General features: G+C 52.9%; 15 protein-coding genes. 8 read left to right on the top strand and 7 right to left on the bottom strand.

What is annotated here, in order from left to right; all coding sequences use genetic code 11:
• The first annotated feature begins 18 nt into the window (after nt 1–18).
• Both UNDKW_RS29415 and UNDKW_RS29410 read left to right on the top strand, forming a co-directional pair.
• Nucleotides 19–1,575: an FAD-binding domain-containing protein gene (locus tag UNDKW_RS29415; protein WP_162061671.1), complete on the top strand. Its 1,557-nt coding sequence runs from the start codon at nt 19–21 to the stop codon at nt 1,573–1,575.
• A gap of 33 nt (nt 1,576–1,608) precedes the next feature.
• Nucleotides 1,609–3,015 (top strand): DASH family cryptochrome, encoded by a 1,407-nt coding sequence (locus UNDKW_RS29410; protein WP_162061670.1) that lies wholly within the window; start codon nt 1,609–1,611, stop codon nt 3,013–3,015.
• A gap of 81 nt (nt 3,016–3,096) precedes the next feature.
• Here the strand turns inward: UNDKW_RS29410 and UNDKW_RS29405 are convergent, their stop codons facing one another.
• From UNDKW_RS29405 to UNDKW_RS29395, 3 genes are all read right to left on the bottom strand, one after another.
• Nucleotides 3,097–4,239, bottom strand: a complete 1,143-nt coding sequence (locus UNDKW_RS29405; RefSeq protein ID WP_162061669.1) for an ABC transporter substrate-binding protein — start codon at nt 4,237–4,239, stop codon at nt 3,097–3,099.
• A 378-nt stretch (nt 4,240–4,617) separates the two neighbouring features.
• Entirely contained in the window at nt 4,618–4,917 is a 300-nt protein-coding gene (locus tag UNDKW_RS29400) for a MarR family winged helix-turn-helix transcriptional regulator (RefSeq protein WP_162061668.1), read from the bottom strand.
• The gene (locus UNDKW_RS29395; RefSeq protein ID WP_162061667.1) at nt 4,914–5,150 is read right to left on the bottom strand and encodes a hypothetical protein; all 237 of its coding nucleotides are present in this window, start codon (nt 5,148–5,150) and stop codon (nt 4,914–4,916) included. Before UNDKW_RS29395 ends, UNDKW_RS29400 begins: the two co-directional genes overlap by 4 nt.
• 198 nt (nt 5,151–5,348) lie before the next feature.
• Between UNDKW_RS29395 and UNDKW_RS29390 the strand changes: the two genes are divergently transcribed.
• Nucleotides 5,349–6,614 (top strand): flavin-dependent oxidoreductase, encoded by a 1,266-nt coding sequence (locus UNDKW_RS29390; protein ID WP_162061666.1) that lies wholly within the window; start codon nt 5,349–5,351, stop codon nt 6,612–6,614.
• 263 nt (nt 6,615–6,877) lie between these two features.
• Complete coding sequence (locus tag UNDKW_RS29385; RefSeq protein ID WP_162061665.1) at nt 6,878–7,219, top strand: hypothetical protein; 342 nt, start codon at nt 6,878–6,880, stop codon at nt 7,217–7,219.
• Between the two features lie 149 nt (nt 7,220–7,368).
• On the opposite strand, the gene katG is transcribed toward UNDKW_RS29385, so the two are convergent.
• The gene (katG, locus tag UNDKW_RS29380) at nt 7,369–9,558 is read right to left on the bottom strand and encodes a catalase/peroxidase HPI (RefSeq protein WP_162061664.1); all 2,190 of its coding nucleotides are present in this window, start codon (nt 9,556–9,558) and stop codon (nt 7,369–7,371) included.
• A gap of 351 nt (nt 9,559–9,909) precedes the next feature.
• On the opposite strand from katG, the gene UNDKW_RS29375 reads away from it, so the two are divergent.
• The 4 genes from UNDKW_RS29375 to UNDKW_RS29360 all read left to right on the top strand — a co-directional run bounded on the left by UNDKW_RS29375 (nt 9,910) and on the right by UNDKW_RS29360 (nt 12,575).
• Complete coding sequence (locus UNDKW_RS29375) at nt 9,910–10,158, top strand: DUF3297 family protein (RefSeq protein WP_162044265.1); 249 nt, start codon at nt 9,910–9,912, stop codon at nt 10,156–10,158.
• Between the two features lie 187 nt (nt 10,159–10,345).
• Entirely contained in the window at nt 10,346–11,125 is a 780-nt protein-coding gene (locus UNDKW_RS29370) for a tRNA-uridine aminocarboxypropyltransferase (RefSeq protein WP_232063169.1), read from the top strand.
• A gap of 83 nt (nt 11,126–11,208) precedes the next feature.
• A complete protein-coding gene (locus UNDKW_RS29365; RefSeq protein ID WP_162061662.1) occupies nt 11,209–11,643 on the top strand; it encodes a MarR family winged helix-turn-helix transcriptional regulator in 435 nt (144 codons plus the stop codon).
• A gap of 164 nt (nt 11,644–11,807) precedes the next feature.
• Complete coding sequence (locus tag UNDKW_RS29360; RefSeq protein WP_162061661.1) at nt 11,808–12,575, top strand: alpha/beta fold hydrolase; 768 nt, start codon at nt 11,808–11,810, stop codon at nt 12,573–12,575.
• Between the two features lie 55 nt (nt 12,576–12,630).
• On the opposite strand, the gene UNDKW_RS29355 is transcribed toward UNDKW_RS29360, so the two are convergent.
• The 3 genes from UNDKW_RS29355 to UNDKW_RS29345 form a co-directional block, all read right to left on the bottom strand.
• Complete coding sequence (locus tag UNDKW_RS29355) at nt 12,631–14,064, bottom strand: protein kinase (protein ID WP_162062161.1); 1,434 nt, start codon at nt 14,062–14,064, stop codon at nt 12,631–12,633.
• A 92-nt stretch (nt 14,065–14,156) separates the two neighbouring features.
• Nucleotides 14,157–16,412: a hypothetical protein gene (locus UNDKW_RS29350; protein WP_162061660.1), complete on the bottom strand. Its 2,256-nt coding sequence runs from the start codon at nt 16,410–16,412 to the stop codon at nt 14,157–14,159.
• A 213-nt stretch (nt 16,413–16,625) separates the two neighbouring features.
• Complete coding sequence (locus UNDKW_RS29345) at nt 16,626–18,107, bottom strand: FHA domain-containing protein (protein WP_162061659.1); 1,482 nt, start codon at nt 18,105–18,107, stop codon at nt 16,626–16,628.
• Nucleotides 18,108–18,123: the final 16 nt, after the last annotated feature.

The following is an 18,123-nucleotide window of genomic DNA, read 5'->3' as shown; positions in this document are numbered from 1 at the left end:
CGTTGATATAATGCCCGCATGACATATAGCATCGTTTGGTTCAAACGCGATCTGCGTTTGCATGATCATCTTGCGCTACATACAGCAATCAGCAAAGGGCCTGTGCTGTGCTTGTACGTGGTCGAGCCATCCTTGTGGGCGCAGGCTGTTGCGGCGAACCAGCATTATCAGTTTTTGCTAGAGAGCCTGCGTGTGCTGTACCTTGCTTTACGAAAAAGCGGTGGCCAACTGCATATCCTGACGGGCGAAGTCACTGAGGTCTTTGCGCACATTTTTGCACACCAGCCATTCTCAGCTATTTATTCACACGAAGAAACGGGCAACAATTTCACCTACCAGCGTGATAAGGCGCTGGCGCGCTGGTGTCGCGCGCAACAAGTGGAATGGCATGAGTTTGCCCAGTTTGGTGTGGTGCGTCGCCTGCAGAGCAGGGATGACTGGCAGGCCAGCTGGAATGCACATAATGACTTGCCCTCTGCAGCGCTGCCGCCATTGAGCACCGCCAGTTTTGCACCAATGATACCTGCAATTACACTCCCACGATTACCGCCTTCAGTACAGGAGTTGCACCTGGACCCTTATGATCCGCCTGAGCGTCAGCGTGGTGGCAGGCAAAATGGCTTGATGATACTGGATAGTTTTTTGCGTGAGCGCAGCCATCAATACCGGGGCGGGATTTCATCGCCCTTGTCGGCACCCACGGCTTGTTCGCGCCTGTCGCCGTACCTGGCATTTGGCTGTCTTAGTTTGCGGGAAGTCGTGCATGCCACACGCGACCACATCGCCAGCTTGCCAGCCACGGCTGAGCGTCACAAAAAAGGGCTGGAAGCCTTTATCAGTCGCCTGTACTGGCATTGTCACTTTATTCAAAAACTGGAGAGTGAGCCAGAAATTGAATACCGCAATATGCATCGTGGTTATGACGGACTGCGTGAGCAGGAATTTAATGAGGCGCATTTTTACGCACTCGTTTCTGCACGCACTGGCTGGCCGCTGGTCGATGCGTGCGTAACCATGTTGCGGCAAACAGGCTGGCTTAATTTTAGAATGCGTGCCATGCTGGTTTCTGTCGCAGCCTATCCTTTGTGGCTGGACTGGCGGCCAGTCGGGCACTGGCTTGCGCGCCAGTTTTTGGATTATGAGCCAGGCATACACTGGAGCCAGATGCAGATGCAATCAGGCACTACAGGGATGAACGTGCCGCGTATTTATAATCCTATCAAGCAGGCCAGTGACCATGATCCCCATGGCCATTTCGTGCGGCGCTGGCTGCCTGCGATGCGGCGCGTACCTGACACCTGGTTATTTGAACCATGGCACATGCCGCCAGATGTGCAGGCTGCTTGCGGCGTCAAAGTGGGTGTCGATATCCCTGAGCCTATAGTCGATCTGGAACAGGCCACTCGCATTGCCAAGACCCGGTTGTTTGATTTGCGCAAGCAGCCTCACATGCAGGCCCCAAAATTAGCTGTCATAAAAAAACATGGTTCGCGCAAAAAGACGCCTGGCAAGATGCGCCAGCAGACTGCATCCAGCAAACAGCCTGTCAGCGTGCAATTGGAACTGGACTGGTGAGATGAAAACAAAAGATAAAGAATAAGGATGGCGATGAGTGATAGTTCATGTGTTCTTTCAGCACCAGCTCAAGAAGGCAGCCCTACCAACACGCCAGGTACTGTAATTTATTGGTTTCGCAATGACCTGCGTTTGGCAGATAACCGGGCTTTGGTTCATGCCTGCCAGCATGCGGAGAGCCTGGTATTTGTCTATTGTCATTCACTCTCGACTTTGCAGCCACAGCGCTGGAACTTGCCTCGCCCTGGGCTGCATCGCCAGCGCTTTGAGGCATCTGCTTTAGCTGATTTAAACGATCAGTTAAACGCAATGGGTAGCCAGCTACTGGAGGTGAACATGAGTGTCGTGGAATTTCTGCCGCTGCTCGCAAGTGAACTAGATAGCAAGGTGGTTTACTGTGAAGAGATTGCTGCACCTTATGAGCAAGACGATATCCTGGCATTAAGAGCAGCAGGCTTGACGGTGCATGCACACTGGCAATCCACCTTGCTTGATCCAGTGCATCTGCCGTTCAAACCAGATGCACTGCCTGATGTATTTACGCAGTTTCGCACTCTCATCGAAGCCAATGGCGTGCAGCCGCCTGCGCCGCTGCCAGCACCACAGTCCTTGCCAGCTCTGCCAGACAATTTTGGCCAGATTGTAAAGAAGTGGGGGATTGACTCACACGCTGGCGCGGTAGAGGCAAGTGCTGAAGCATCAGCCTTGCTGAATGATGATCGCTCATCTTTCCCCTACTTTTTACCTGCGTTTTCTGGTGGTTCAACTGCAGCTTGCGCGCATGTAGAAGACTTTCTGAAGCGTAAGCTGCCGCACACCTATAAGCAAACCCGCAATCAATTGTCTGGGCTGGATTATTCGACCAAATTCTCTCCGTGGCTGGCTTCTGGTGCGATATCAGCACGCCAGATTTTTAGTGCACTGAAAAAATTTGAAGCGGAACATGGTGCCAATGAAGGCAGTTACTGGATCTGGTTTGAATTATTGTGGCGTGATTATTTTCGCTTGCTGCATCTGAAGTATGGACGCCGCTTATATTTTGCCAAGGGTCTGAGCGATTTACAGGCAGCGGCGCCGGCACATGATGCAGAAAATTTCACCAACTGGTGTCTGGCCCGGACAGGCAATGCGTTTATTGATGCGGCGATGGCAGAGCTTGCAGCAACAGGCTATTTATCGAACCGCATGCGTCAGGTGGTTGCCAGTTATCTCATCCATGAACTGGCTTGCGACTGGCGCGCTGGTGCAGCATGGTTTGAAGCTCAGCTTATTGATTATGATGTGTATAGCAATCAAGGTAACTGGTTGTATATCGCAGGGCGTGGCACAGACCCGCGCAATGGCAGGCGCTTCAATGTCCAAAAACAAGTCAATGACCATGATCGTGATGGATCATATCGACGACTATGGGGCAAACCTGGCAACGCGGCAAACGATTAATCAAGAATTAAAAAGGCAAGAGCCGCATCAGGCGGCGCTTGCCAGGACATCAGTGCTTAGCTCCAGGTTTCACCCTGAACATCAAGGGCCTACGGCTTTCCAGTTGCCACCTTGTATGGTCAACATCACCCTCGCCTTTTCTTCCAGACCGAAACGGTCATTTGCTGTGTAATGCAAAACACCCTGGGTAATAGGGATATCGATCTCGGATTCCATCGCATCTTTCAAAGCTGCGCGGAATTCTGGTGTGCCGGGCTTGGCTTTTTTCAGTGCCAGGGGGATGACGCGGTTCAGTAGCAGGTAGGCGTCGTAGCCGTGGGCGGCGAACTGGTTTCTTGTGCCTTCGCCGTATTGTTTTTCATAGCGGTTGGTGAAGTCTGTAGCCAGTTGTTTTGACGGGTGGTTGTCTGGCAGCAGCTCGGGCAGGATGGCCAGGCCTGCGACGACGAAGGCGCCTTCTACATCTTTGCCGCCCAGGCGTATCAGGTCACGCGAGGCGGCGCCATGAGTCTGGTAGATTTTGCCTTTGTAGCCGCGTTCTATCAAAGCCTTGTGCGGCATGGCTGCACCGCTGCCGGATGCGCCTATGAGTATCGCATCTGGCTTGGCGGCAAGTAACTTCAGGGTTTGTGCGGTGACGCTGGTGTCGGGGCGGTTGAAGCGTTCTGTGGCGACCGATTGCAAGCCGTCTTTGCTGGCAGCAGCGGTGATGGCCTTGAACCAGGTTTCGCCATAGGCATCAGAATAACCAAGGTAGGCGTAGGTTTTGACACCTGTTTTTTTCATGTGATCAGCCACGGCGTGGGCCATGAGCGGGGTTGATTGAGCGACACGGAAAGTCCAGGTACCTTTGCCGGGTGCTACCTCAACAGGCGAGGTAGAGATTTGTGGCGTCTTGAGTTCAGAGGCAACTTCTGCCAGGGCAACGGAGGCAGGTGTGGCGGTAGAACCGACGATGACATCAACCTTGTCGTCAGTGATAAGTCTGCGGGCGTTCTTGCTCGATTGGGTGGTGTCGGATGCATCGTCCAGAATAATCAGTTTTACTTTTTCACCACCTATGGTTTCTGGCCACAGGCCTATGCCGTTTTTGGTGGGAATGCCCAGGCCAGATGCGGGGCCGGTCAGTGGCAGGCTGACGCCTATGGTGATGTCGGCGTGGGCCATGCCTGTGGTGGCGGCTATCAGCAAGGCCAATAAGCTGGGTTTGAGTTTGATTTGCATTGCGGTCTCCTGAATTATTGTTGGTATTGCAGATGCGTGGTGTGGCGTATTGTTGCTTTTCTCTATAGGCCTTGTTGCTGGCCGGGCTAGCAATTTTGCTTTTTTTATTGCGACGCAATATTGTTATGTCGCATAACAGTTATTTAATATAATAATATTTTGGATGGGATGCAAGCGGGGATTTGAATTTTTGAGTTTCGCGTTGGCGACGACGATGTAGTCATTGCGCCACGAAAACGTAAACTCGTATACCGTAGGTTGGGCTACGGGGTATCAGCCCAACACTGGGCCTCAATAAACGTATACCTTATTTAACCGCTAAGTGTTGGGTTGATGCAGCGTAACCTAGCGAGGCGCGGCCCAACCTACGCAAAATTATTACTTCGGCTCCACACACAACTTCCCCAGCAAGGCACGCAACTGCTGCCTTTCCTTCGCGTTCAGGTGCTGGCTAACCCTGTCATCGTGTTCTTTCACTGCCTGCTGGTATTTCTCTAATTGCTTCTGGCCTTCTTTGGTCAGGTGCAGGTTATAGGCCCTGCGGTCGCCAGAACCCTGGCGTTCCAGCAGGCCTGCCTGTTCAAAATTGTCGATGATGGCGACCACACCTGAGCGGGCGATGCCCATGACTTCTGCGAGGCGGGTTTGGGAGATGCCTGGATTGTTGCTGACTATCACCAAGGATGAGAAGCGCTGGGGGTGATGTCATAGACACAGAGGCTGGCACTGAAGTCTGCATAGATGGATAGCTGGGCGCGGCGGACGGCGTAGCCAGTCAGTTCATCAAGGATGCCATAGTCTATGCCTTCTATACGGGCGTTGAAAGTGGGCAGTTGCGGTGTGCTGGGCTGACGCTTGCTTGCTACGGCCCTGGCTTGTACTTTGGAGTTGTCTGTTTTTTGTTTGGGCATGGTCAGGCAATATGAGTGAACTTGTTCGTTGAAGTATTGTACATGTTGGGTTATTTTAAATTAGCTAATCTACATTACCAGCAATAGACAAATAGAAATTTGCAACAAGACTTGTGTTACCCGGAATAATTGTTATACAGTAGAACAATATAGTCGTATTTAAAAACGCGCAGTATTATCAATTTGCTGGAGGAAGACATGAAAGTGGTAATCGCTGGTGCCGGGATAGGTGGCCTGACTCTTGCCTTGATGTTGCATGAGCGCGGGATAGATGTAGAAGTCTATGAAGCAGTCAATGAGATCAAGCCGCTGGGTGTGGGCATTAATTTGCTGCCGCATGCGAGCCAGCAATTGTGCCAGTTGGGGCTGGAAAGCTGCCTTGCCGAGCTGGGCATCGAGACCTCATCATTGTCCTACTTCAATAAATTGGGGCAAAAAATCTGGCAGGAGCCACGTGGCCGTGCAGCTGGGTATGACTCACCGCAATACTCGATACACCGTGGCGAATTGCAGATGACTTTGTTGCAAAATGTCATTGAGCGCCTGGGTGCTGGGTGTATCCACCAAGGTCATGCATTCACGTCTTTTGAGCAGGTCGCAGACAAGGTGATTTCTACTTTCACAAGGCAGGCGGACAAAGCGGCGGTGACGGTGGAGTCTGATTTGCTGATAGGTGCGGATGGCATACATTCAGCAGTGCGGCGCTTTTTGTATCCGCAGGGTGATCAGCCACGGTTTTCTGGACGCATGTTGTGGCGTGGCGTGACAGAAGCTGCACCGTATATGGATGGGCGCAGCATGTTCATGGCGGGGCACCAGGACCAGAAATTTGTTTGCTACCCTATCTCTGAGCCTTTGCGCAAACAGGGCCGTTCGCTGATCAACTGGATTGCAGAATTGCGGGTGCCGGGTGGCGAATTGCCCGCCTCGGACTGGAACCGCAAGGTCGATAAATCTACATTCAGCAAACCCTTTGATAGCTGGAACTGGGGCTGGATAGATATTCCTGCACTTATAGAGGCCGCAGAGGTGGTATATGAATTCCCGCTGGTAGATCGTGACCCTTTGCCGCGCTGGACATTTGAACGTGTGACGCTGCTGGGTGATGCTGCCCACCCCATGTACCCTATAGGCTCGAACGGTAGTGCGCAGGCAATACTTGATGCGCGGTATTTGAGTGACTGCCTGGCCGATTGCCTGCGTGGTGAAGCAAGTACCTTGTATGCCTTGCGTGAGTATGAAGCTGAGCGTTTGCCGCGCACGACAGGCATAGTATTGCGTAACCGCATGAACGGGCCTGAGCAGGTGATGCAGATGGCAGAGGAGCGTGCGCCTCAGGGTTTTTCTGATGTGAATGAGGTGATTGCGCAGGCTGAGCTTGAGGCGATTTCTTTGCGTTATAAACGTTTGGCTGGGTTTGACAAGGATACTTTGAAGGTGGCGGGAGTCGGGAAGACTAGTTGATGTCCATTGAGGATAGCTATTGGGGTGGCTAGTCTGGCCTTTGAGATTTCGTCACCTGGGCCAAGCCTCACTATGATACGAGATTGACGTGCCTAATGTCCGTACGCGACGCACGTAAAACTGCGATCAATCAATTGCGCTTATCTGTGAATTTTCTCCGAATTTGCTTTGCGTTTGATTAAGATTGCATCATCGTGTAGTATTTTTCACAGTGCACCGGGCGCATACGTATCAATAAAATCAAAATTTGAAAGATCACCACTATGTCTTCTTCATGGGACAGTAATTCACCTGTGCGCCCACTCACGAGCATGCATCTTTATTTCGCTGTGATGTATGCTTTTATGTCACTGCTATGTCTGTATTCGCTGTATGAAAGCTTTAGCAAAGGTGGAGACGAGCTGGTAAAAATGTTGATTGCTTGCGGAATTTTTATTCCTTGGACTTTTGCACATTACAAGACCAGTGATGCTGTTGAAAAAGGTAAAACATGGGCATCTACTGCTTCGTATATTTTGGCAACTCCCTTATTGTTCGCTTTCCCTATCGGTACATTCTTTGGCGTCAGAATGATGTCGCATGCCAGCAAGCTCAAGCAAGAGTAGATTCGCATGCTAAGTTTTTGCAGGCATAGCAAGATATAGGATTCAACAAGCTCTGGTAGTTTGCAAGATGTAGCTAATGCTGATCTGGTAGCCAAAAATCACTACCAGATCAGTACGTCAATGCCTCAATTCATGCGAGTTTTTCAGGTTCACAGCAAATCAAACCTGTCCGCGTTCATGACCTTGCTCCAGGCCGCTGCAAAATCTTGCACGAACTTTTGTTGCGAATCACTGCTTGCATAGATTTCTGCCAGGGCGCGCAGTTGTGAGTTGGAGCCGAAGACCAGATCGACTACGCTGGCTGTCCATTTCACTTCGCCATTCACACGATCACGGCCTTCGAGCACACCTTCTGTGCCGGACTTTTGCCACCTGGTATTCATGTCCAGCAAGTTGACGAAGAAATCATTGCTTAATGTTTCTGGTCGTTTGGTGAAAACACCAAGTTGCGACTGAGCGGCATTGGCATTCAAGGCACGCAGGCCACCTATCAGCACGGTCATTTCTGGCGCACTGAGTTTAAGCAGTTGTGCCTTGTCTATCAGCAGTGCGGCGGCAGAGCCTTCCAGTCCTTTGCGCAGGTAGTTGCGGAAGCCGTCTGCAGCAGGTTCGAGGACTTCAAAAGATTCTACGTCGGTCTGTTCTTGCGTCGCATCCATGCGGCCAGGGGTGAAAGCTACCTGTATGTCATAACCCGCTTTTTTCGCCGCGGCTTCAACGGCAGCAGTACCACCAAGGACGATGAGGTCAGCCAGCGAGATTTTTTTGCCGCCAGACTGGGCGGCGTTGAACTCTGACTGTATGGCTTCCAGTTTGGCCAGCACCTTGGCCAGTTGCTCTGGCTGGTTGGCTTCCCAGTCTTTTTGTGGTGCCAGGCGTATGCGTGCCCCATTTGCGCCGCCGCGTTTGTCGCTGCCACGGAAGGTGGAAGCAGATGCCCAGGCGGTGCTCACCAGTTGCGATATGCTGAGGCCGGATGCCAGCAGCTTTGCCTTGAGGCTGGCAATGTCCTTGTCATCAACCAGGGCATGATTGACTGCAGGGATAGGGTCTTGCCAGATCAATTCTTCTTTCGGTACCAGAGGACCAAGGTAACGACTGATGGGGCCCATGTCACGGTGAGTCAGTTTGTACCAGGCGCGGGCGAAGGCATCTGCCAGCTCTTGCGGGTTTTGCAGGAAACGGCGCGAGATTTTTTCATACGCAGGGTCAGTGCGCAGGGCCATGTCTGCCGTCGTCATCATTGGTGCATGACGCAGGGATGGATCATGCGCATCAGGCACGGTGGTTTTTGCAGCTGGGTCGGTGGGTATCCATTGATGGGCACCGGCCGGGCTCTTATTGAGTTGCCATTCATAGCCAAACAGGGTTTCGAAGTAAGAATTGTCCCAGGTAATAGGTGTTGGCGTCCAAGCACCTTCGATGCCGCTGGTGATGGTGTGCACGCCTTTGCCTGTGCCAAAGCTGTTCTTCCAGCCCAGGCCTTGCTCTTCTATGCTGGCGGCTTCCGGTTCTGCGCCTACCTGTGCAGGGTCGCCTGCGCCGTGGGCTTTACCAAAAGTGTGGCCACCGGCAACCAGGGCGACTGTTTCTTCGTCATTCATGGCCATGCGGGCGAAGGTTTCGCGGATATCGCGGGCTGATGCCAGCGGGTCGGGCTTGCCGTTCGGGCCTTCCGGGTTCACATAGATCAGGCCCATTTGCACGGCGGCCAACGGCTTTTGCAGGTCGCGGTCGCCGCTATAGCGCTGGTCGTCCAGCCATTTGCCTTCTGGCCCCCAGTAAATGTCTTCTTCCGGCTCCCAGATGTCGGGACGGCCACCGGCAAAACCAAAGGTCTTGAAGCCCATGGAATCGAGCGCAACATTACCGGCCAATATCATCAGATCTGCCCAGGACAGTTTGTTGCCGTATTTTTGCTTGATAGGCCAGAGCAGGCGGCGTGCCTTGTCGAGATTGCCATTGTCAGGCCAGCTATTGAGGGGTGCAAAGCGCTGCGCACCAGCGCCAGCGCCGCCGCGACCATCGCTGGTGCGATAGGTACCCGCGCTATGCCAGGCCATGCGAATGAAGAAGGGGCCGTAGTGACCGTAATCAGCAGGCCACCATTCTTGCGAATCTGTCATCAGGGCATGCAGGTCTTTGATGACGGCATCAAGGTCCAGGGTCTTGAATGCTTCTGCATAGTTGAAATCTTCGCCCAGCGGATTGGATGCCGGGGAGTGTTGGTGCAATATCTTGAGGTTCAGTTGGTTCGGCCACCAGTCTGCGTTGGCGTGGCTGGCTGCGACTGCGGTGCGGGCGCTGCCAGAGAATGGGCATTTTGCTTCGTTAGACATTCTTATCTCCTTTGATTGAGTGACACGCGAGCTCATTTCATCAAGAGGATGCGATGAACTCTACTACCTGATCGATTGTAGAGATGGATGAGCAATAGGTATACTTAATTTAATTTATTGATTCAATTTGTTTTGACTATCGATTGATGCTCTGGCCCGATCGGGCTTCTTTTTTACGCAAACTGCTACTGGTGACTACATTTAAGGCTTTGTTTATGACAGGCTTATGGGCTGAGCGATATATTGTTGACCTGAAAGCGACTTAGCCCAATGCGTTTTTAATATTAGCTTATTTATACCGAAGCATGAGAGTCATTGAATCGCCACCACTTCTAAGAGATAATTGCGGTCATGAACGACACTACACAACTCCCCCCATTGCCAGATCGCCTGTCGGTTGATCCGCGCAGCCCTTATCATGTTGCCGCCGTGTTTCAGCACGATGTCGGTATTAAGCTCAATGGCAAAGAGCGCAATGACGTTGAAGAATATTGCATCAGCGAAGGCTGGATCAGTGTTGCTGCTGGCAAGGCACGTGATCGCAAAGGCAATCCCCTGATGATCAAGGTCAAGGGCGTGGTTGAGGCGTTTTACCGCTGATTGCTATTACTTGGTTGCAGCCGGGTACTGTTTTTTTGCAGTACCCGCTTCTTCAGGCCAGAACTGGCCGTCTGGGCGTCTGGATGTATCAGCAGGACGCCAATTTCCCCGATAATATTGCCTGCCTGTTTGCGGTCTGAACGGGCATACTGTCTTTGTTGCCTGCATGACCAATCCTGATTCACCTATGAAGCTCATTTCTTCACCACATGCTGTGTCGCGCTTGCGTTCTGCCCGTCTGGAACGCAGTACCAGGCCGTTTCTGGCACGTGGCGGGCCCAAGGGCGAGCGTTGCGGTGCTTGCAGGCTGATACTCAGTCATTGCATGTGTGAGTTGCGCCCCATCGTGCCTACCCGCGCCGGAGTATGCCTGCTGATGGCTGAACATGAGACGTTAAAACCCAGCAACACCGGCTGGCTGATTGCCGACGTGGTGCCCGATACCATGGCTTTTGGCTGGGCGCGTACCGAAGTCGATCCGGCTTTACTGACCGTGCTGGCGGACCCGCAATGGCAGCCGTATGTAGTATTTCCCGGTGAATTTGTGGCTCCAGAGCGGGTGATTATGGAGTTGCCATCTGTAGATGCAGAGCAGAATAGTCACAAGCGCCCGCTGTTCATTTTGCTGGATGCGACCTGGCCAGAGGCACGCAAGATATTCAAGAAAAGTCCTTACCTGGCGCAGTTCCCGGTGTTGAGCCTGTTGCCGGAACAGTTGTCACGCTATCGCTTGCGCCGTTCCCGGCGGGACGATCATTTGTGTACGTCTGAAGTCGCGGCTCTGTGCCTGGGGCTGGCGGGCGAGACTGCGGCTGCACAGGCGCTGGAAATGTATCTCGAAGTGTTCACTGATCACTATCTGCGGGCCAAGCAGCAGTTGAAAGTGGAGTGGGAAGATGAATTGCATGTGCAGATGCGGGAGTTGGTGGGCGGGATAAAAAATAACCTAGGTGGGCCTTCGTCGTAGGTTGGGCCGGGCCAACGCCACTCACATTTGCTCACTACCCCAAATTACGTTACGCTAAGCTCCTCCAAAGAAGCTTTTACCAAATGACTACCCGCAAACCACCCCTGCTCGCAGACCATCTGTGTTTCAACCTGTACTCCACGTCCTTGAAGATGACGCAGTTGTACAAGCCGCTGCTGGCCGAGTTGAATCTGACTTATCCGCAATACCTGGTCATGGTGGTGTTGTGGGAAGAAGAAGGCCTGGGGATACGCGATCTGGCTAACCGCCTGGGACAGGACTCTGGTTCTATCACGCCTGTGGTCAAGCGGCTGGAAGCAGAAGGTTATCTGCTGCGTAACCGCGACCCAAAAGACGAGCGTAATCGGGTTCTGACGCTGACGGACGAAGGCAATAAACTGCGCACAGCCGGAGTACGTATCAGTCAGAAAATTGCCGCTGCCTGCGACTTGCAGCTGTCTGATTTCCAGCAACTCATGGCAGGCCTGAACAAGCTGAGTAGCCACCTCGACAGTTAAATTGAAAACAAGCAGCAATAAAAATATTCAAATTTAACTTGCGCACTAATTATTAGCGCGCTATTATTCAGCACATGGCAAAGCGCAAAAGACAGGAAATGCCATTTAAATACTTAGCGCGCTAACCAATTTATCTGTTTTTAAATTTTCTTTGAAAGCTCATCATGAAAAACATAAGTAAAACTGCATTGATCTTGTCTGTCGCCCTTGCCTCTGCTGCTGCCTTGCCAGGCCATGCATTGGCTGCCTCTGGCAATGACACCACGGTAGTTCTGGTCCATGGCGCTTTCGCCGATGGCTCAAGCTGGAACCAGGTCACGCCTTACCTGCAAGCCAAAGGGGTGAAAGTCGTCGCCGTGCAAAACCCCTTGTCTTCTCTGGCAGATGATGTAGCTGCGGTACAGCGTGTAGTTGATGCACAGACTGGCAAGGTAGTATTGGTAGGCCACTCATGGGGTGGCGCGGTGATCACACAGGCGGGTGTCAGCGACAAAATCAAGGCGCTGGTGTATGTGGCCGCCTTTGCACCATCTGAAGGTGAGGCACTGGGCGGCCTGGGTAAAGATTACCCTGTACCGCCAGGTATCGCGACCCTGAAACCTGATGCGAACGGTAATCTGGAATTGTCACCGGAATCATTTGCGACCAACTTTGCGCAAGATGTGCCAAAAGAAAAAACGGCGGTGCTGGCCACTACCCAAGGCCTGTTGCCAGCCAAGGTGTTTGGCGAACCGGTGACATTCGCTGCATGGAAAAACAAACCAAATTATTACATCGTCGCCAGCAAGGACCGCATGATAGATCCGGGCTTGCAAGCGGCGTTTGCGAAAAAGATCAATGCCGTGACAACCACGCTACCAACCAGCCATGTGCCGATGTTGTCCCAGCCTAAAGCGGTTGCAGAAGCGATTCTGGCTGCGGTCAGGAACTAAGCTGTTGAATTGAGATCAAGGCCTGTCGCCTTAAAATGGGACGGGCCTTTTGCATTCACGCTGTCATGCCAGGAACTTGCCCGTTCTCTGATCCTGTGTTGCGGCTGATGGCGGCAAGATAGCGCTGTGCTTCTTCCCATGTAATGGTGACATCCCCTGGTGCACCGCTATGTGTAACCGCAGTCATCGCCTCTTCCTGCAGGCGTTTTTGTTCTTGCTGTTCTTTGTGCAGGCGCTGTTGTTCGTCTTTCTGACGACGCTGGGCATCTTCTATGGCATGCAGACGATTTTGTCTGGCAATGAGTGCACGCAGGGCAGCGCTGGCTTGTTCGCGTCTTTGTTTTTCCAGTTCCTTACGTTGCCGTCTTTGTTCGGCGCGCTGGCGGGCTGCTGCCTCTATTGGGGATTCTTTTATTTCTGGCTGTTTGCCATGACTGGCTGCCTTGCTTTGTGCTGCGTTGCCAAGCGGCCTGGCTGCAGCCTGCAGAGTTTGCAATAACGCACGCACACTGGCAGGGCGCTGGTCTGGCTGGATGGCAAAACCACTTTGCAAGACTTGCCATTGGGCGGCGTTCAGTGCAGCTGGTTGTATCGGTTGCTGCTGAGGGTGGCGATATTCGCCAAAGGGCATGGCCGCTTCCAGCATCTGGTAAATCATGACAGCAACGGCATACACATCCAGACCGGGACTGTGCTGATGGCTGCCAGCTTCCGGCGCGCGGTAACCTGCGGTACCCGCATAGGGAGAACGCGAAGGGGTCATGCTGGTTGAAATCAAGCCTGCCTGGGTATGGCTGCGCAAACGTGCCGAGATGCCAAAATCAAGCAGTTTGATGTCACCTGCTGTTGTCAGCAAGAGGTTACTCGGTTTCAGATCACGGTGCACGAGTTTGTGTTTGCCCCAGGCATAATCGAGTGCATCGGCCACAGGGCTGAGCATGTCCAGCACTTGCTTGAGGGTGCAGCGGGTATGCTTGATGAGATAGTTTTCCAGATCGTGCCCGTCCAGATATTCCATGATGATGAAATAGCTGTTGGTGGCCGGGTCGCGGGCCCAGTCATAGACCCTGACGATATGCTCATGCGCGAGCCTGCGCACCAGCGAGGCTTCTTCCACCAGGAGGCGTGCATGCAGGGCACTCTGGGTAAGTTGTGGCGGCAAGATCTTGAGCGCAACCGTCTCGCTATGCCCAAGCTCAGCCTGGGTTGCCAGGTCGCTGGCTTGCCACACCTGGCCCATGCCGCCTTGCCCCAGGAGTTTTTCCAGCCTGTAGCGTTTGGAAACACCACCCACTTCTTGCCCCGCCAGAAAACCCAGGTCAGTGCCCTGTGCCGCTTCTTGCGCGGCTTTGCTGGTCTGCCTGGAAATAGCAGGGGCAAGCTCATTATCGAGAATAGCGTCTTTGCGTTGCGTGAATTCGTCTTCTGTGAGCAGACCTTCATCCAGCAATGCGCGCAATTCACGGATTTTTTGTAGTGGCGTTTGCATTGTCAGGGGCTGGGTTCTTCAAATGGGTATAGGGCTAGGGGTATAGGGCTTAAGATCAATTTTTGCTGTACTCGACTACATTCTTTAATTACCTATTTTCTACCTGCCTGGCCCGACTGCGCTACACGGCTGCCCAGGTTTTGCGCCATGCTCAGGTCTATCTCATGACGCCTTTGCTGTTCAGCTTCTCTTTGCCCGCGTTCGTCCTGTATGCGCTCTTGCAACATCTTGACGGCCTGCTCCCAACTCATGCCTTGCTGCGCACTGACCAGGGCACTCATGGCATTGGCAGCATGTTCTGAGCTGCCAGCCTGCATGGCGAGGATTTGTTCAGCCGTCAGGCTGGCTTGTGCCTGAACCTTGACGATCTCGGCCAGTGCAATCGCATTGGCTGGATCGGCAGTGGCGATCTTGCCGGTTTCGCTAAAGTTGGCGATGGCGTTCATGCGCTCTATGGCAATGCGGGCCAGCAGGGCATCATGCGCCTGTTCAGCCTGGCGCTGTTCGCGTTCCAGGCTGAGTCTGGCGAATTTGTCAGCCCGCTCGGCTTCTGCCTGTTGCAGTTCTTTTTTCCAGCGACGTTCATCTTCTTGCTGCCTGAGTTGCTGGCGCAGGGTTTCTATTTCCACCTCGGCCAGCCTGGCCTGATGTTGTTGCTGCTGCGTTTGTTGTTCAAACAGGGCATGGGCTTTCAACGTCGTCAGCAGCTTTTCATGCTGGGCCATGGCATCGGCCTGGCTGTCGTTGCGTTTGATGCCATTGATCTTTTCCTGCACCTGGCTGAGTTTGAATGCAGTATCCACATCGCTGATGCTGTCTTCACGTTGCAACGCACGTGTGCGCTGCTGTTGCAATTCTTCTTCCCATGCCTGTATGCGTTGGAACTCCCTGGCCTTGGCTTCTGCTTCTATGCTGATCAGTATCAGGCGGCTTTTTTGTTCTTCCTCTTCCAGTTCCTGCTCACGGCGTGCCAACTGGTTTTGCCTGTGGCGCAATAATTCTGTCTGGACTTTTTGCTGTTCCTGGTCAGCGATCAGGTTGGCTTGCGCAAACTCGTGTTCGAGCTGGAATTTTTTTAACTGATGCTGGATTTTTTGCTGCATCAGTTGCGCAGCTTCCTTACCCTGAAGCTGGGTGATTTCTGATTCTGAACGCATCTTGATACGTGCCATGGTGCGTATATGCAGCCACTGGTCTGCTTCGTTCTGGCGATGTTCGGATTTCTGCTTGAGACCGTGTTCCAGTTCTTTGATGGTCTCTGCGGCACCGCGTTCCAGCGCATGTTTGCGGGTGGTGGCATCGGCAATGCGGCCATACAATTCCAGCTCACGCGCGCGTATGGTTTGCAGTCTTTCATTTTCATCCTGGCGCAACTTGGCACGGCTCAGGCGTTTTTTTGCATCCTCTGCATGGCCTTGCATGTAGAGCCAGCCCAGGTCTTTGCCAAACTGCTGGCGCATTTCTTCATGGCGGTAACGCAGGCGGATTTGCTCTTCCTGTCTGGCGATCTTTTGCCATTCACTATTGGTATAGAGTGCATCGATAAGTTTGCTTTGTTCCAGCTTGGCGCGCTGACCATCGATAATCAGATGCATGCTGCTTATTCTTTCACTGATTTTTTCCCTGTCATCTGTCAGCTTGTCATGCCGCACTTCGCGGGTCACGGCCTGGGTCGCGACGAAACCATATTCCGCAATCGACAAATTCAGTGTCGAGAGCAAACGCTCATCGAGTTGCTGGCGCAGGTGGACATTGTCTTGCAAGTCCCTTAAGGATTGTGCGCCCAGGAATTCAAGCGCAATCTGACGCACCATGGGTTCCAGCAATTGTTGCAATTGCTGGCAGGTGATGATGCCTGGCGCAGCCATGAAGTGTTTGGCAAATGCAGGCACGTCGGCAATCTTGACGCTGATGACAAATTTGGCTGCGATAGCCAGAAATTCTGCCGTATGCAGGTCTTCAAAACTGAACAGCAGGGCAAAGGGATTCAGGCGCGTCAGCAAGATTTCTGCCGCTCTGTCGGTCTGCAAACCCATGAGCTGGCTGCTGATGTCTTGCCCTATATAGTCACCGGCCTGCAATTCAACGAAACGTCCTTCTTGCAATATATACGCGCGGGCGCTGACCGGGATATGCAAATCCTGTTTGGTAATGCTGTTGAGTGGACGCACGCCAAAATACATGGCGACCTCGTTCTCTTTTGGCAGCCAGCGATTGTGGCGCAATATCGTCTCATGGCGAGGGCTGCTCAGCATCAGGCCACAATGCGTACAATAAATTGCATCTTGTATATTGTTATGGTCGCACTGAGGGCATTTGAGCTTGGAACTGGCAAAGATGCTGAACATGGGGAACTCCTTCTATCGCGGCGCGGTGCGGGGACGAGGGAACTGCACCTGAGCAAAAATGGTAGCACCGGGGGTAGATTTGAAAGACGGGAACAGAAGGGGGTTTTAGGGCCAGATCGTGATTTGTATGGAAAAGACAAGACCTTTCAACACATTGGGCAGGGGCACAGAGGAATGCTGAAGAATGTTAAGAAATGTCTTATTTGCGGGCAATCAGTATCTTGTCCCATAGTCCTGTACGCCTGCATAAGGCACACTTGCATACCGACCTACTGATGCCAACTGAGGAATTGCCTTCAAATCAGTGTGTGCATCCAGGCTGTTTTCTTGCAATGTCGCTATGTCCCGGTGCCAGAACCCACCCTGAAAATGAAATACCAGTGGCAAGCCTGCTGGCGGACTTTGTGCGGCGGCCTGGGGGCGGGTTTCTGGTTTGATCAGGTATAACAAATCGCTTCCTGCCCCTGCATCTATCTCGGCAATGATCATGGCATGCGGCAGTATCGCCATGACCTGTAGCCGGACTATGCCTCTGACGCTGGCGCAGAACTCTATCTGCATGCCTGCACTTAAAGCATAGGGCAGGTCTTTTTCCATGACCATGCCATCGAGCAAAGTGCCATAGCGCGAGACATCGGTGATTTCTGCTCGCACGCCCTTCCAGCGGATGAGGGCATGGCGGGCGCTGATGCGGCGTGTCAGTCTGACATTTTCTGCTGCGCTACTGGTGCGGTGACTGAGCAGAATGTCAGCCTGTGGATGTTGCTCCATTCGGCCAAGCACATACTCATCCAGGGCAAAGAGCCGCATATTGCTGTGAGGCCGGGTCTGTTGTCCCGTGAGGCCGGCCCATCGTGTTGCAGTTGTTTTTGACGTGTTTGTTGCTGGCCTGGCTGGCGGCACTTTCTCTGGCCTGGCAGAAGTGGCTATTGCCAACGGGGCTTCAGGTTCGCCAGTGATTTCCATGAGTTCTTCATCCCAGGCAATAGTGCCCATGGCGATTTCATATTTGCCTGACGGTGGACGCATGTCCAGTTTGGCTATAGAGGCATCCGTGGCACTGATTTCAATATTCATATTGCCTTGCGCATAACCGTTCGACTGGCCCAATCCGCTGAGCGTGGCAATTCCACCATCTTCCGCTACGACCCGTATATTCTTTTGTGCGGTTAAAAACACACTGTGTATCTCTGTCAGCGATGCGTCTGCCCGCGGCACAAAGATGACGCTGGTACATAGCCATGTACGCCTGGCCTTCGATACCTGTTCATGCGACAGGCTGATTTCAAGCGGGTATTGCCCATGTTCTTTGTTTCTGGAAGAAAAGCTGAGCAACAAGGGTTGCCATAGTCCAGATGCAGTGCGCAGCAGGCGTTGCTTTGTAGCACCAGCGGCTATCAGTTCCGAGCGCAATTGCACTTCGATGATGCTGATATCTGGTGGCAACATGCCACGCAACTCCAGCCTTATGGTTTGACGGCCACCAGCGGCACGCGGGTCATAACCGCTGAAATGCAGATGCAGATTACCGGGTGCCACCGCTACACGCTTTTGCATCAGCTTGCCAGCAGAGGCATGCAATAACTCCTGTCTGCGGGGGCTGGCTGCCTGGGAATGACCTGCAGCACAGACGGCCTCGCCCTCTGCCACCCAATGCGTGCAATGGGGGTGATCCGGGGCTTGGCATTTTTTCATGATGAGGCATAGGTCA

It is taken from the genome of Undibacterium sp. KW1 (genome assembly GCF_009937955.1).
Taxonomy (GTDB): domain Bacteria; phylum Pseudomonadota; class Gammaproteobacteria; order Burkholderiales; family Burkholderiaceae_D; genus Undibacterium.
The sequence above is the reverse complement of the archived record's forward strand: the minus strand, read 5'-3'. Positions and strand labels throughout refer to the sequence as shown.

Bases quoted from the DNA above. Each gene is read 5' to 3' on its own strand.
- UNDKW_RS29415 (WP_162061671.1), top strand. From the start codon at position 19: ATGACATATAGCATCGTTTGGTTCAAACGCGATCTGCGTTTGCATGAT.
- UNDKW_RS29410 (WP_162061670.1), top strand. From the start codon at position 1,609: ATGAGTGATAGTTCATGTGTTCTTTCAGCACCAGCTCAAGAAGGCAGC.
- UNDKW_RS29405 (WP_162061669.1), bottom strand. From the start codon at position 4,239: ATGCAAATCAAACTCAAACCCAGCTTATTGGCCTTGCTGATAGCCGCC.
- UNDKW_RS29395 (WP_162061667.1), bottom strand. From the start codon at position 5,150: ATGCCCAAACAAAAAACAGACAACTCCAAAGTACAAGCCAGGGCCGTA.
- UNDKW_RS29390 (WP_162061666.1), top strand. From the start codon at position 5,349: ATGAAAGTGGTAATCGCTGGTGCCGGGATAGGTGGCCTGACTCTTGCC.
- UNDKW_RS29385 (WP_162061665.1), top strand. From the start codon at position 6,878: ATGTCTTCTTCATGGGACAGTAATTCACCTGTGCGCCCACTCACGAGC.
- katG (WP_162061664.1), bottom strand. From the start codon at position 9,558: ATGTCTAACGAAGCAAAATGCCCATTCTCTGGCAGCGCCCGCACCGCA.
- UNDKW_RS29375 (WP_162044265.1), top strand. From the start codon at position 9,910: ATGAACGACACTACACAACTCCCCCCATTGCCAGATCGCCTGTCGGTT.
- UNDKW_RS29370 (WP_232063169.1), top strand. From the start codon at position 10,346: ATGAAGCTCATTTCTTCACCACATGCTGTGTCGCGCTTGCGTTCTGCC.
- UNDKW_RS29365 (WP_162061662.1), top strand. From the start codon at position 11,209: ATGACTACCCGCAAACCACCCCTGCTCGCAGACCATCTGTGTTTCAAC.
- UNDKW_RS29360 (WP_162061661.1), top strand. From the start codon at position 11,808: ATGAAAAACATAAGTAAAACTGCATTGATCTTGTCTGTCGCCCTTGCC.
- UNDKW_RS29355 (WP_162062161.1), bottom strand. From the start codon at position 14,064: ATGCAAACGCCACTACAAAAAATCCGTGAATTGCGCGCATTGCTGGAT.
- UNDKW_RS29350 (WP_162061660.1), bottom strand. From the start codon at position 16,412: ATGTTCAGCATCTTTGCCAGTTCCAAGCTCAAATGCCCTCAGTGCGAC.
- UNDKW_RS29345 (WP_162061659.1), bottom strand. From the start codon at position 18,107: ATGAAAAAATGCCAAGCCCCGGATCACCCCCATTGCACGCATTGGGTG.